Below are 13,338 nucleotides of genomic sequence, written 5' to 3'. Positions count from 1 at the left end.
CCCCAAAGAATGCCCGATTCTCACCGACGATGTCTGCCTTGGCCAAGGCTGAGAAACTCGCTGCCAAAGGCAAGCCTTTCGACCTAGAGGAACTGATCCGCATGGAGGCCGACCGCGGCACGACCAATGTGCGCAATCTCGATTTCCCGCACTGGACACGGTGGTTCGGCGTGGAGCATCGATGCCTTGTCCCTGTCACCAGCTTCGCCGAGCCCGATCCGGCGAGTAAACAGGAAGGTGGCAATGTGCCCAATGCCTGGTTTGCCTGCGATGACGCAAAATCGCTGATGTTTTTCGCCGGCATACATGTGCCGCAGTGGAAAAGCGTTCGAAAGGTCAGGGACGGCCTGACGACCGACGACCTCTATGGGTTTTTGACCACCGATCCCAACAGCCTGGTAAAGCCGATCCATGAGAAAGCCATGCCCGTCCTGTTGCTGACGAAGGAAGAAACGGACACGTGGATGCGAGCGCCCTGGGACGAGGCCAAGGATCTCGCCCGTCCGCTGCCAAATGACGCGTTGATCATTTCCTCACGCGAACCATACGGATCCACGATCGTGTCGAAATCCGGAGAGCCGGTGGAACAGGGCAGTCTGCTTTGACGCTCTGAACTCAGAGCTTGATTGTATTGGAAAACGAAAAAGCCTACCGCGGGAGGAGGTGCATCGCTTCGATGACTTCAAGATAATAGAGGCTTTTTTGCTGCGGTGCGTTCGGACCTACGCAGTCCGGCCGGACTTAGCACACCAACCTTCACTCCTGAACGTCGTTTGAGCTGGCTCCTCACAAATGGGTTTTGGCCCATAGGAGCGCGCTTAGTGCGGCGGCTTTCGCGCCATCACGCGTCGGATAGTTCTTCCTTCCAGTCTGATGCCTATCGTTCCGCGACGCGCGACAGAGATCCCAAAACCTTCGGCGCGTTCAAAGACGGTAAGATTGAAGCCTTCTGTATTGACGAAATGATTTCCGAGTAGCGAAACACGCCACTTCTTCCGCGTCCAGGATTTGCGCCGGCGGGCGATCAGACGCATTCCTGTCTCTCGCTGCTTTGGCCTGACGTAGTCGTCTTCCATATGCTCCGCGCATATGCAGCCTACAGCAAGTGTGTCCGGATAGTCCGGGTGCTCCATGTAGTGAACATAGCGAACATCAACGCTTTCGCACATTTCGCGTTCCTGCGACGGTGCCTCAAGATCATCGATACCTACGCAGGTCCACCCCTTATGTGGAATTCCTGTCGAAGACCACTTGCCCCGGCCGGTATGTACGACCTATCTGCCATTCTGGCTTTCACAAAATAAGCACGCCGGGTTTCATTGCTTCCGCAGCTGCCACAAGACCGAAATTTCCTAATTTCGCAAGGGTAGTCAGCTAGAACGTCATCGTTCTTGATATGATCATTATTTATCAGGCGCCGGCCGGTGGCAAGCGGCGCAACCGGATTCGCTCCAAAGGCGATCGATCACCCGCGCGTCTCCATCCCTTATTCCGAACTCGGAAAGCCAGTCAGTGCTGTAACCTCCCCCGAGCATCCCAATGCGCTTCTGCGACGCAGCAAAGATCCGATGAACCGACGTAGTGGGCGCATCAAGCAAGCAGTCGAGCGCCATATCGCTTGCCATGGCGTTCACGAACGAAAGCTCCACTGGGCCATATGGCTGAAAATGCGCGCCGCACGCTGGCTCTTCTCTATTTTGACCGAGACCGTCTGGCCAATTTACCACCTTGAAATCCGGGGTACCGGTGCGGCCAAGATGGCATTGCAGGCATCCGCCGTGTTCGGCTATTGCCACGGCATGACCTGCGCAAGCGTGCGCTTCAGTCCAGCAATAGAGGACTGGTTTTTTCCTTCCTTGCTCAAGATGCCAGTTGTTCAAAGCATGCTCCGCCGCCCAACTGCCCGTCGCCGAGATGATAAGATCAGCCTCGGTGAGCAATTCGGTGTCTATCTGCAAAAGGGCGTTCATGCCATATGACCGGCTTTCGACAAGAAGATGGGGGTAATCCATCTGCAAACGCTCAGCCAGCGCAACCGCCTTGTTCTTGCCGATCGCAGTCGCCCCCAGAGGGTGGCGGCCGACATTCGGCCAGCTCAACTCATCGAGATCGACGAGAATGAGATGGCCGACGCCGGCTTGCGCCAGCGAGCAGGCGACGGGCGCCCCGACCGAACCGCAACCGATGACGATGACGGTGGAGGAAAGAAGTCTCTCGGTTCGGGGGTCCTGCCCTCGTCCGTGTATCCAGGCCGCATCCGCGCGCTGCACTGACGATCTCACCACGGGTATCCTCCCGAAAAAGCGCTGACTGACTAATATCGGCGGTGCCTTGCCAGCGCGAAATCCTTTCGTCACTGGCTCAGCGACCGGTGATGGTCGGCTATGTGCGAACTTCGGATTCAATGCCCGGACGGCAATAAGGCCAGCGCCGCCACGGCCTTCGGCGCCAATGACGGTGACAATTTCTTCAGGTATCTGGCGGGCCGCATCCTCGATCGCGTCAACGGAATCCGGTCCTAATTCTGCCGCCAGCGAATAGAGGTCGGCTGCCGTGTCCGGATATTGTGCAGGAAGCGGTGGGGTTTCCATCCAGAGGAACGCGCCCTGCGTAGTATTGCCCGTTGCGCCTTCTCCATACCGCCGAGCAACCCATGTCAGGAGCGCCTTCTCGTTTTCGCCAACGACAGTGATGCCCTCACCTTTCCAAACGCAGACAGAGCGCGATGGCGCCTCCGGGCGGATCAGGCTGAACAGTCGGCTGCCATCGAAATGGGTCTTATAGGCCCAGTAGGTCAGAAACTCTTCCTTGAAATCCCGTTCAACGATAGCACCCTGCAACAGCTCCTCGATCAGACCGACCGACCGGATCAGGAGATTTTCGGCGACCGCCGTTGGATCGTCGGGATCGACCTCTGACATATTCGGTAGCAGGCAGAGGATTCCATCGCCTTCGACATGCGGCCAGGTCAGTGCTTCGGGATGATCTACCAACGCGGTCCGAACGGGTATCCTGGGAAAGGCTGCCGTCGCAACAACATCCATGCGCCGTGTATTGCCATCGCTAAACGTGATGCTCACTCTCCAGGCGGCGGTCCAATTCCTTTTGGGGTAGCAGGTCGAAATCGTGTGACCGTCCAATCGCTCTGGTGCCTGACCGAAAAGGTCCCGCAGCCGCGCCTCGAGCTGAAGCGCGGCCTGTCGCCATTCAAGCGATGGATTAAAGTCATGCATGGCGTCCGCCACCTGCGCTGCTAACCGCAGCGGCAGCAGTGGCCGCCTGACCGAGAAGAGCCGCTGATCCGATGATCGCGGGCGCATAAGCATTAGCCCTTTTCTCTTCCTCCAGCCGTTCACTGAAGAAGGTCGTCGAAAAGAACTTGTCCCAGCACTTCAAGGCCTTTTCACGAGTGCAGTCATTGTCGAACAGCGGCGCGAGCATATCGATCGCATCGGTCAGCTTGTCGCGGAAAAAGCGCGCGCGCGCGTCATCAGTCCCGTTGGTAATGTAGCTGTCCGGCGTTACCGGGTGGGCGATCTGCAGGTTCCAATCGAGCCTGTTTCGGATCGACACCATCGTGTCGTAGAGCGCCTCGTCTTCACGCGCGGAATATCGGTAGCGCTCGGTCAAAACCACGGTGATGCCGAAACCGCTCAAGATCGATGAACGCCAGCTGAACCGGCTGCGCGCGAATTTCTTCAGGTCGCGATTGATACGGCGCAGCTGACGGCCATCCGAAGAGCTCGAACGCTCATTTTCGTACCAGGCCGAAACGTCGCGTGCGTCGGACCGCTTCCAGCCGCTGCTCGCGGCCAACTCGTAGTGGTATACGTCTCCGAAGATAGTGGACGTCGTGACGCGACGATAGACGGGGGATCGACATGATAGCCCGCTTCGTAGAAGATGCGGACGCAGTTCGAACGAACCTCCGGGGCACGCTTGAATTTGCCATCGTCAACGGCATCACGCACCATCCAACGTGCTTGCAGAGACGTCATCTCAGCGCCCCGATCTCCGACAAGATCCTCCTTGGCGAAATAGACGCCGTCATCGATGTCGTAATCATTGTCCGGGTCACGGACCATCGTCTTCATCGCGTAACTGCCCTGCTTGACGAACTCCAGAGGACCGGGCTTTTCAGCCTTCTGCAGCCCATTGCGAAGCCGCGTCCGGTTGGCGTCACGCCGATTGCGCATCTTCTCCTGCTCGGTCTGCGGCAGGGTCACATCCTGATCGTGGTAGGCCCGGACATCTTTTGAACAGTCGAACATGCCTTATCCTTTCCGGCCATCATTCGTCGGCCATACAAAACCCGATACCGGCATAGCCGGCAGATCATTCATCAAACTCAAGATCATCACCCCTTCCGGGTTGTTGCGATCATCGCAGGCACTTTTCGTCAAATCCGCATCCGTGTGGGCCTGGTGAACAAGCCGATCCATCGCCTCGGGACGGGTATCGTCCAGAGCGAGATAAGGCATCATGCTCGCGGGCACCGCCTTGTTTGGAAACCTGACGCGCCGAATAGAGCGCCCGCAATCGCTCATCGCATTGGCGAGAAGGCGAGCCATATTGTCGAACGCAAACTCCTGAGCGGAAATGCTTAAGGGAGCGACGTCGGCACCAAGGGACCAGTCCAGCATAGACCGATGAGCCGATTCCTCGTCAAGATGGTCGCCCTCGGGACGTGGGCAGGTGCCGAGCGAGTAGATTTCGATCGGCTGATCGGGTCCGGCAATGGTCAGGGCATCGACGAGACCAACCATGATCGGGTTGTTGGCCCAAAGGCCGCCATCGGCGAAGACCTGCTTCGGCCCGCCGGCGCAGTTCGGATCATCGATTGCAGCCAGAGAACGATAGATCGGCGCGGCACTTGTCGCCATGCAGACGTCGACAAGAGGATAAAGGTCGTCGCGCACGCCGCTGCGGGGCGTCTTCTTGAAAACCCATGCCCGATGCGTGCTCATCAGAACCGCCGGAATGGACAGAGAAATATTGCGTACCTGGAAAACATCGAGCATCGTCTTGGCGCCAAGAACACCTGTCAGCGCCTCGCGCAGCGCTTGGTCACCCTGACGCACGTAACTACTTCCGCGTGCCGCACGAAAGAGCGCGCTGCGCTTACCGGTTATGCGATGGGGAAAAATTCTTGGCCCGTGATCGCGATACAGGTTCACGACCTCCTGCATCGGGCGTCCGACCGCAAGAGCGCATCCGACAATCGCGCCAGTGCTGGTACCGGTGATCAGATCGAAGCCTGCGCCGAGATCGAGTGCGGTCGTCCCGCGAACGCGCGCGAACTGATCGATAAGCCGCGCGAGAAACGCGGCGGTGTAGATCCCGCGCATTCCGCCGCCGTCGAGGCTCAGGACACGAAACGGGCGCTTGAGCGACGGAACGTCTTCCTTGTCGGGCGACGCGGTACCTGCAACTTCGTCTGAACTACCAGCCACCATCGGTTCTTTCACTTGCACTTGTCGCGTTCGACATGAGATAACTGTCTAACCATATATGATTTGGTTTACAACTCGTCAAGATTTACATGCCGGAGTAGACATGCCAGAAGAAAAGAACCCGTCGCAAATTTTTCAGGAACGGCTGAAAAGTGCCCGGATTCTAAGGGGTTACAATCAGGATGAACTCGCAAAAAAAGCGGGGATGCCAGCAAGCTCCATCGCTCATTTTGAAACGGGCACACGCAAACCGTCGTTCGACTCACTGCGCCGACTAGCAAACGCTCTCGAGATTACGACCGACTACCTGCTGGGGCGGTCCGAAGAGCCAGAGCTTGCAAAGGATGGCGACCCGCTGTTCCGCGACATGAGCAAGCTGACAGGAAATGACCGTGAAATTGCGAAAGACTTTCTGCAGATGCTCGCGCGGCGCGCGGCTGAGAAAAAGGGTTCGGGTGGATGAGCAAGGTATTCAGCCTCAAAATGGCAAGACAAGCTGCTGAGGCTCTCCTCAAGGAGGAGGAACTCCTGTCTCTTCCGGTCGATCCGTTTGCAATCGCCGCAAGCCGCGACATCATGGTCGAGGGTAAGCCGGAGAAGGTTGATGGCGTATCAGGGATGCTGCTCCGGCACGGAAACGATTTCGGCATTGTCTATGCGACCCATATCCGCAGCGAAGGCTTTCAACGTTTCAGCGTTGCCCACGAGCTTGGCCATTATTTTCTTCCGGGTCACGTGGATCAGGTTATTCAGAACGGCATTCACGTTTCTCGCGGCGGATTCGTCACGAATGATCCCTACGAGCTTGAAGCCGATCACTTCGCGGCCGGTTTGTTGATGCCGGAACAGCCGTTCCGCAGGGAGATTGACCGCCGGGAGCCAGGCCTGGGAGCTATCGAAGCCATCGCCGACCTCTGTATAGCCTCAAGGACGGCGGCGGCAATCCGGTATGCGGAAGTCGGCGATGCTGCCACGGCCGTGATCATGAGCACCGGCGGTGTCATTGATTATTGCTTCATGTCCGAGGCCATGAAATCGCTCCCAAAACTTGACTGGCTTCGCAAGGGTATCAAGTTGCCCCTGGGCACGGTAACTGCCACGCTCGCTGCTGATCCGACGCGCGTTGCCGCCGGCGAACGGGTCAAGGATGAGATCGATGTCCGGGAGTGGCTTGGAGGCCCCACACGCCAGACCGTCAAGGAAGAATCTCTTGGCCTTGGCGCCTACGGAAAAGTGCTGACTGTTCTCACGTCTACCAAGATTGGGCAGGAATTGGAGCCTGACGAAGAGGACGAGCAGCAGGAATTGATCGAAAGCTGGACGCCACGGTTCAAGCGCTGATGGTAGCCTTGGGTCAGAAGTTCGAGTTTAGCCGAGCTTACAAGCTGGGCTAAATCTTGAGCTGCCAATGACTACGTTCTGATGCCATCATCCTGTAGCCGGATCTAACGAAAAGCGCCGCGACCGCTTCCCCGGCATCAAGTAAGAGGCTTGCAGGCGGGTTGTCGACGGGAGTGTAGAGGACGTAGTGCTCATCTACCTGCTGGCGGCGGAGTGGAGTAATCGCATTGAATGTGGCGAGCGCCTCCGTTAACAGCGCCTCATCTGCACAATTGAATTCAACGAATACATCGCGATCGTCATCATAGACATAGAGGCTCGCGTCGTAGATGAACGAGCTGAGCGAGCGAGCGTTAGGGTCCGAGAATTTTGCTGCAAACAGCGTGTCGCTATAACGACCCGGATAGCTACCATGAGTGCTGAAGCCGAATTTCTCGGCCGCAAGATCTACGGCGGGTTCGATCGACAGCAGACTCATATATCCCATTTCTACAGGCTTATCTCGTGTCCCGAGACTCTCGGTTACAAGAGCAAGCGCAATGCCGGACTTGTCGAGCACCACACCACCGCTGAACCCGCCACGGGCTGTCGCGGAGGCGATGAAGTGCAGAACCTTGGAATGATGAACGCGCACGACAGCGTTTATCTGTCCCAGCGTCACGACCTGGCTTGGGAGAATCGTAAAGGGGATCGGAGGATAACCAATGATCAACACGTCAGATAGGATGAGATCATTTTCTTCGAGCGCGTAGTCCGTGTGCTGGCTGACCGTTATGGCCGGCAAAAGGGTTTGCCCGAGATCGACTCGGAAGACTGCGACATCGAGCTCATCCGGTCCATAGTAGGGTCCGTCGGTGATCTTAAACAACCGGGGCGGGGACGCTTTGCCGCCCGTATCGTCGCTTAGGTGTGCTGGCTTCGTCGTAGCAATTTCGTTGATGGTGACCCCGTCGATCACATGCCGAGCTGTAACGAAGATCCCGTCGCCGATATGGAACGCCGAACCAATCCCCTCATCACCATTAGCATCAACGATAGCGATAAAGGCAATCGCTCCCGCCGCCCGTACGTAGGTTTCCTGGTAAACGCTCTTTTCGGACTTCGTCATCAGCTCTACTCCGCAATCAATGTTCGCGCGCAAGATTCAGAGTTGTTATGAGGGGATGAAGGTAAACGGTCCAGCGAACAGGGATGAAATCACTTGCTGAGATGTAACCTATAGGCTACATATATCGCTGCTGGGAGATAAAAATGGCAGTCGAGATTCACTGGCAAGAGATAAACGGCAACTGGCAATCTGGCGTGGCTCTGGATCTTCATACGACCAGCAGCACGCCAGTTGGTTATAACGAAGCTGGTCACATGCAATTTGACACGGTGCGGCCCCCAATTGCAGACCTACTCTATCAATTGAAGTATAAGAACAACCAAGGTGCTGCGCAGGGTATTATCGAAGCCGCCGCAGCATTCGTCCAACCTCATCGCGCAAAATTTGACATTCTTATTCCTGCTCCTCCGTCGACTCCCCGTGCTATCCAGCCGGTGTACGTTCTGGCGGATGGGATTGGTGCAGCCGTCCAGATTCCCGTCATTAAGTGCGTTGTCACCACTCGACCGACGGCTCAGCTAAAAAATGAGAATGACCCGGCCAAGCGCAAGGAACTTGCATCTGGTCTTTATAGTGTTGATCCCCAGCATACAGCCGGGAAAAACATCCTTCTATTCGACGACGTTTTCTGATCTGGGACGACCTTAAACGAGATCACCAAGGTCCTGCTCGAACAAGGGCAGGCATCGAGCGTGCGCGTCCTGACAATAACCAAGACACGGAGCAACCAATGAACACCGTTTTCATCGGTGGCTCGCGACACATTTCGCGGCTGCCTGCTCAAGCGAAAGAGCGTCTAAACAACATTATCGAGAATGGGCATCACGTTGTTGTCGGTGACGCCAATGGTGCGGACAAAGCGGTCCAGAAGCACTTTTCAGACGCCGCGTATGAAAAGGTGACCGTATTCTGCTCCGGTGACAAAGCTCGCAATAATCTCGGTGATTGGCGAACGCAAAATATCACGCCGCCGAAGCACGTGAAGGGCTTCCAATTTTACGCGGCGAAAGACCGTGAGATGGCCCGAGAGGCCGATTTCGGATTCATGATCTGGGACGGCAAGAGCCCAGGCACGGTCTTGAATGTCCTGCGTCTAATCAAGGCGGGGAAAAAAGCCGTCCTTTTAAACGTACCTGAAAAATCACCGGTAACATTCAAAACCGGGGAACAATGGAGCGCATTTCTAGCTAAATGCAGTTCTGACCTGCGCGAGAATTTACGCGAACGCGCTACTTCTGACGAATGGGAAGTAGAGGAGTCAAGCGCGCAAGCCGATCTACTCGAAACGGCTCGAGACGTTGAGCCGGTCCAGAGCTCTACCACAGGCCTTCCACCGTCCGAGGATCTGGCTGCCAATATAAATGCTGCCTTGGCCTCTGGCGACCCTTCCTCATTTATCGACGCGTTGGGCCATCTTGCCCGTGCAAAAAAGGGAGGAATGACGCAGATCGCGAAAGAAACGGGGTTAGCGAGAGAGAGCCTCTACAGGGCGCTTGGAAAAGACGGTAATCCGGAACTCGTGACAATACTTAAGGTCATTTCCGCGCTCGGCCTCACGCTTGAAGCAAAGATGCAGACCAACCTGTAACCCCGAAGGATGCGTTGCGCATCGGAGCGGTCGTTTAAATATGCAACGTATTTGGGGTGACTTGAGCGTGGCGTTGTTGCGTGGATCACCCATATCCAGCGGCCTGAGGGTCCGTGGGTGCTCGTGCATTGCTGGAGCCATTTGCGTCGGCGCTTCGTCAAGCAGATGCGCAATACGAAATCGCCAATTGCCGAAACCGCCGTCCGCCAGATTGCAGCACTCTACGCTGTCGAAGCGACCGTCCGGGGCGCTCCGCCGGAGATCAGGCTTGCCACGCGCCGGCAACAGTCAGCGCCGATCATCGAAGCGCTCAAGCCCTGGTTCGAAAAGCAATTATCGATGATCTCTTCAGGCTCCCAGCTTGCCGTCGACATCCGCTATGCACTCAGCCACTGGGATGGCCTAACCAGCTTCCTTGACGACGGCCGTCTCGAGCTGGACACCAACCCAGTCGAAAACGCGATCAGACCTGTGGCTCTGACGAGAAAAAATGCGCTATTTGCGGGTCACGAAGTCGGCGCGGAAAACTGGGCTCTTCTGGCTTCCATCGTCGCCACCTGCAAGCTCAACGACGTTGACCCCGTCGCCTATATCGACGAAACCCTGACAGCCATCATCAACGGCCATCCCAAGAGCCGCATTGAAGAACTCATGCCCTGGCAATTCCGCAAGATATCAAGCCAAATTCTATAGGGTCGCGGCGAAGCGCTTACATCATGTCTAACGGCGAGTGAACCACACAAATTGAGGAGGACCCAATTTAAGCGCTAAGGGACAGCACCACTCAGACATTGCCTCAGTCGGCTCCTCGCGGTTGAGGTGTTGGATGTTCTCGGACGCTTCAGGCGTCCAAACTTGGCTGCCCGAGGTGCGGGTGTTTTTCCGGACTTTCCGAGCCCACGCGGTCAGATATAGTTGTAGGTGTGGCCATCTCCTCCAGACTGTGATCCTCTCTTACCATCATCACGCGTGAGGGCTCCGGAAGGCTGCCTGTCTGGCTTTCGAAAATGCATTTCAGTATGCGATCGGAATAATACCGGACCTTTCGCAGTTGCAGTGGTGGCTGACCCTTAATGAGGACGATCTGGCAATCGTTATCAAGAAGGCGCACCTGTTCGGGCCGCAGAAGGCGTGCTCCTTGAGCTGATACCTGAATATTCCGATCGAAAGCCCGCCCGCCGCCATAAGAAATGGAACGTGACTGAAAAGTATATTCACCGATAGCATCCGAAATATAAGTCGGGGTCTCGTCATCGGCCGTAGCCATGAAGACCTGCAGGCCGGTATTGCTAAGAAAGTTCTCCTTGCCGGCCTCCTCGTATGTTCCCGTTAGTGCCGAGAGACTCTGAATAATGAACATAAAGCGACCCTTGTATCCGGCAATGGTCGTAATCGCCGTCTCAATCGTCTCCAGCTTGCCCAAGTGCTTGAATTCATCGAGCAGGAATAGCACCTCATGCTTCTCTTCCTTGCAAGGCAGCGAGCGCTGTAGAACTGAGACGATCTGCTGAAAAAGCAGGCGCATCAGAGGCGCGAGCACGTCAAGATCGTTTGGGCTGACGCAGAGATAAACGCAAGTTCTGCGACGGCGCAGATCGTAGATTGAAAAATCTGATCGGCTTGTCGCTGCCTTGATTTGCGGATCCGCCCATAAGTTGAGCCCGCCGTCTCCTAGCACTGAAGTGTATGACGTTATGATTTTTGTGTCGTTGCTCGCCATGTCATCGAAGATCCGCTGAGCCTCTTTGTTCTGAGTCTCCTCGGCTAGCCGCGCGAAAAGCTTATATTTCTCACCCGGTTGAGCAAAGAGGTCGTAAACGGCACCGATTGTTGGCGTGCCGCGCTCGACGCAGGCAAGTAAGCCGGCAACAAAAAGATCTCGCGCGCCGCTGATGAAACCTTCAGCGCCCTTGCCCTTTGCCGTAATGAGATTGGCGGCCAGACGACGTGCCTCGGTGAACTGCCGATCCGGGGGGAGCGCTATGATATCTAAAACAGGATTATAGCAATGCGTCCGTCGCTCTGGGTCTAGCGGCGCAAATTTAAATACACCATCGCCCGAGCTTTTGCGTGCTCTCGAGGTAAGTTCGAAAAGCTCACCCTTGACGTCGAGAGCTATCACTGAGCCTTTGAACGTAAGTAGCGTTGGAATGACGATGCCCACGCCTTTGCCAGCGCGGGTTGGCGCAACAACGAGGCTGTGAGGCTGATCGCCGTTTGTCAAGTAATAGCCAGACCAAGAAGGGCCACACGTCTTACCAAATACCGGGCCTTTAATGCGACTGTACCGCTGCAGATAACCTGCGCGCCGCATCTCGTGGAAGCGAGCCCAGCGTGCCGTGCCGTGATGTTCGCGATCGTGTCGGGACACCGCCTGCTGAATTAGCAGGACAAGCCCGGACGTTGAGACAATGACAGCTAAGCCACGATAGAAGACAGGGCTTGTGTAACCAAGATAGAAGGGGGTCTCGTACCAAAAAGCGAGAATGTTGACTGTCATCATCGCTTCAGCGCTAAAACCATTATCGAATGTTGTGTACAAACTTGCCGCACAGAAACCTGCTGCCAGTGAGCACACGATGCTGATGGTTATTCTTGAGAGTGTCGTTTTGCCTGAAGTCATTGTTCCACCGTACCGGCCGAGCGGTTCCAAGGCATCGAGCCTTCTTCACGCAATGTCGCCATTCAGCCAGCCTCACCCACTCGTGCTGAAGCGAGAGACGCGGGTTGTGCCCGGCATGCGGGAAGCAAGGGCAAACGCTACGGGGCGGAGGAATTACGATCAACGGAAAAAAATAAATTATTGTTGCATGTCCAACCAACATGAAACACGTTTGTAACGTAGGGGGATAACGAGCTCATGATTCCGCTTCATCATGGCCGGGCAGAATTGCAGTCCATCGCCCGCACTGCAACTGCCTAGGGATGGCGGGGCTCGCTGCACAATGCTCTTCGAGTCGATGCGTTCCGATGCCCTCGCCAGTTGCCCGTTGGTTTCAGACGTGCACTCGGCGGCTTTCTCCGCGAAAGGCAAAAGCGACCTAGGCAAGTCTCCGACGTAACCGGCGGCAAGCCAGACCGTCCTTAAAACCCTCTTGTAGTCAACCTCGAAGCTACGGTTGCCTACATGTTGCCCCTTCACAGGATCTCACCGCGGCAGGGATAGGGAAAGGGGATATCAAGGAGGCGAGGCTTCGGTAAGCTCGTATGCTTGGATCTGAACCTCGGTAGAACTACATTTGTAACGCGATATCGGTTTGGTAGGCCACTGTTGGATGTTAGGTTGGAGCGGTAGAAACAACATCGGAGTGTAACCCATGAATCGCGATAGACAGCGGGCACGTACGGCTGGCAATTCATACAGAGATGGCGGCGGTGCCGAACGAAACACTCACTTTCCAAATGACCTCCCAAATGACCTCGTGGCCGAGGTGGCAAGCCGTCTACCCACCCACGACACTGCTGAAACGGCGAATAATCTCGCGAGCTTTGAACTCACGAGCCACTCCATGCGAGAGGCGGTTCAGACAAGCCCCGTTGGAACGTTTCACGAGCGGATCAACCGGCTCGGCAGCTCAGCAAGAGCGCTGCACGACAGGGCGCTAACCGATATCGCGCCGGACCAAGGCCTACCAGACCGGGTGTTCTCACGGGCCGTAGCTCCTGTAATCGCGCCAACGTTTAAGTTTCAAACTCCTGAGAGAAAAACAGCCGCCGTCAATCGCATTCTGAACATCGACGAGCAAAGAACTCAAGCCCTTACACTCGCCAAGATAGGAGATTACCTAGGTGATCTAGACAGCGCAAACAGAAATCGTCTTATTAATCGCGCGGTTGAGTTAGTCACA

At 56.0% G+C, this 13,338-nt stretch carries 12 protein-coding genes and 1 pseudogene; 6 read left to right on the top strand and 7 right to left on the bottom strand.

All coding sequences use genetic code 11. The features are described from left to right. Positions 1-44: 44 nt before the first annotated feature. Positions 45-605 (top strand): annotated as a pseudogene (locus QA644_RS33725) (SOS response-associated peptidase); the annotation flags it as partial. A gap of 213 nt (positions 606-818) precedes the next feature. Here QA644_RS33725 and QA644_RS33720 read toward each other — a convergent pair. From QA644_RS33720 to QA644_RS33700, 5 genes are all read right to left on the bottom strand, one after another. Further along, positions 819-1,169 carry a hypothetical protein gene (locus tag QA644_RS33720; protein ID WP_283074264.1) on the bottom strand — a complete coding sequence of 117 codons (351 nt, stop codon included), beginning with the start codon at positions 1,167-1,169 and terminating at the stop codon, positions 819-821. Positions 1,170-1,403: 234 nt separating this feature from the next. Continuing rightward, the gene (locus QA644_RS33715; protein WP_283074263.1) at positions 1,404-3,080 is read right to left on the bottom strand and encodes a ThiF family adenylyltransferase; all 1,677 of its coding nucleotides are present in this window, start codon (positions 3,078-3,080) and stop codon (positions 1,404-1,406) included. A 145-nt stretch (positions 3,081-3,225) separates the two neighbouring features. After that, positions 3,226-3,657: a hypothetical protein gene (locus QA644_RS33710; protein WP_283074262.1), complete on the bottom strand. Its 432-nt coding sequence runs from the start codon at positions 3,655-3,657 to the stop codon at positions 3,226-3,228. Positions 3,658-3,698: 41 nt separating this feature from the next. Further along, positions 3,699-4,271, bottom strand: a complete 573-nt coding sequence (locus QA644_RS33705) for a cyclic GMP-AMP synthase DncV-like nucleotidyltransferase (RefSeq protein ID WP_283074261.1) — start codon at positions 4,269-4,271, stop codon at positions 3,699-3,701. 3 nt (positions 4,272-4,274) lie between these two features. Continuing rightward, positions 4,275-5,453 carry a patatin-like phospholipase family protein gene (locus QA644_RS33700; RefSeq protein ID WP_283074260.1) on the bottom strand — a complete coding sequence of 393 codons (1,179 nt, stop codon included), beginning with the start codon at positions 5,451-5,453 and terminating at the stop codon, positions 4,275-4,277. Between the two features lie 103 nt (positions 5,454-5,556). Between QA644_RS33700 and QA644_RS33695 the strand changes: the two genes are divergently transcribed. Further along, positions 5,557-5,916, top strand: coding sequence for a helix-turn-helix transcriptional regulator (locus QA644_RS33695; protein WP_081159734.1), 360 nt, complete (start codon positions 5,557-5,559; stop codon positions 5,914-5,916). Then, entirely contained in the window at positions 5,913-6,794 is an 882-nt protein-coding gene (locus QA644_RS33690) for an ImmA/IrrE family metallo-endopeptidase (RefSeq protein ID WP_283074259.1), read from the top strand. Before QA644_RS33695 ends, QA644_RS33690 begins: the two co-directional genes overlap by 4 nt. A gap of 49 nt (positions 6,795-6,843) precedes the next feature. On the opposite strand, the gene QA644_RS33685 is transcribed toward QA644_RS33690, so the two are convergent. Further along, on the bottom strand, positions 6,844-7,902 hold the full coding sequence (locus QA644_RS33685; RefSeq protein ID WP_283074258.1) for a serine protease: 1,059 nt from the start codon (positions 7,900-7,902) through the stop codon (positions 6,844-6,846). 143 nt (positions 7,903-8,045) lie between these two features. Between QA644_RS33685 and QA644_RS33680 the strand changes: the two genes are divergently transcribed. The 3 genes from QA644_RS33680 to QA644_RS33670 all read left to right on the top strand — a co-directional run bounded on the left by QA644_RS33680 (position 8,046) and on the right by QA644_RS33670 (position 10,183). Continuing rightward, on the top strand, positions 8,046-8,534 hold the full coding sequence (locus QA644_RS33680; RefSeq protein ID WP_283074257.1) for a ComF family protein: 489 nt from the start codon (positions 8,046-8,048) through the stop codon (positions 8,532-8,534). Between the two features lie 98 nt (positions 8,535-8,632). Then, complete coding sequence (locus QA644_RS33675) at positions 8,633-9,490, top strand: addiction module antidote protein (RefSeq protein WP_283074256.1); 858 nt, start codon at positions 8,633-8,635, stop codon at positions 9,488-9,490. Between the two features lie 165 nt (positions 9,491-9,655). Continuing rightward, entirely contained in the window at positions 9,656-10,183 is a 528-nt protein-coding gene (locus QA644_RS33670; RefSeq protein WP_283074255.1) for a transposase, read from the top strand. Between the two features lie 148 nt (positions 10,184-10,331). On the opposite strand, the gene virD4 is transcribed toward QA644_RS33670, so the two are convergent. Next, complete coding sequence (gene virD4 / locus QA644_RS33665; protein WP_283074254.1) at positions 10,332-12,113, bottom strand: type IV secretion system ATPase VirD4; 1,782 nt, start codon at positions 12,111-12,113, stop codon at positions 10,332-10,334. Between the last annotated feature and the right edge of the window lie 1,225 nt (positions 12,114-13,338).

Source organism: Rhizobium sp. CC1099, assembly GCF_029714385.1.
In the GTDB taxonomy this organism is placed as follows: domain Bacteria; phylum Pseudomonadota; class Alphaproteobacteria; order Rhizobiales; family Rhizobiaceae; genus Rhizobium.
This window is presented reverse-complemented; position numbering and strand designations above follow the sequence as displayed.

Bases quoted from the DNA above. Each gene is read 5' to 3' on its own strand.
- QA644_RS33720 (WP_283074264.1), bottom strand. From the start codon at position 1,169: ATGTGCGAAAGCGTTGATGTTCGCTATGTTCACTACATGGAGCACCCG.
- QA644_RS33705 (WP_283074261.1), bottom strand. From the start codon at position 4,271: ATGTTCGACTGTTCAAAAGATGTCCGGGCCTACCACGATCAGGATGTG.
- QA644_RS33695 (WP_081159734.1), top strand. From the start codon at position 5,557: ATGCCAGAAGAAAAGAACCCGTCGCAAATTTTTCAGGAACGGCTGAAA.
- QA644_RS33690 (WP_283074259.1), top strand. From the start codon at position 5,913: ATGAGCAAGGTATTCAGCCTCAAAATGGCAAGACAAGCTGCTGAGGCT.
- QA644_RS33685 (WP_283074258.1), bottom strand. From the start codon at position 7,902: ATGACGAAGTCCGAAAAGAGCGTTTACCAGGAAACCTACGTACGGGCG.
- QA644_RS33680 (WP_283074257.1), top strand. From the start codon at position 8,046: ATGGCAGTCGAGATTCACTGGCAAGAGATAAACGGCAACTGGCAATCT.
- QA644_RS33675 (WP_283074256.1), top strand. From the start codon at position 8,633: ATGAACACCGTTTTCATCGGTGGCTCGCGACACATTTCGCGGCTGCCT.
- QA644_RS33670 (WP_283074255.1), top strand. From the start codon at position 9,656: ATGCGCAATACGAAATCGCCAATTGCCGAAACCGCCGTCCGCCAGATT.
- virD4 (WP_283074254.1), bottom strand. From the start codon at position 12,113: ATGACTTCAGGCAAAACGACACTCTCAAGAATAACCATCAGCATCGTG.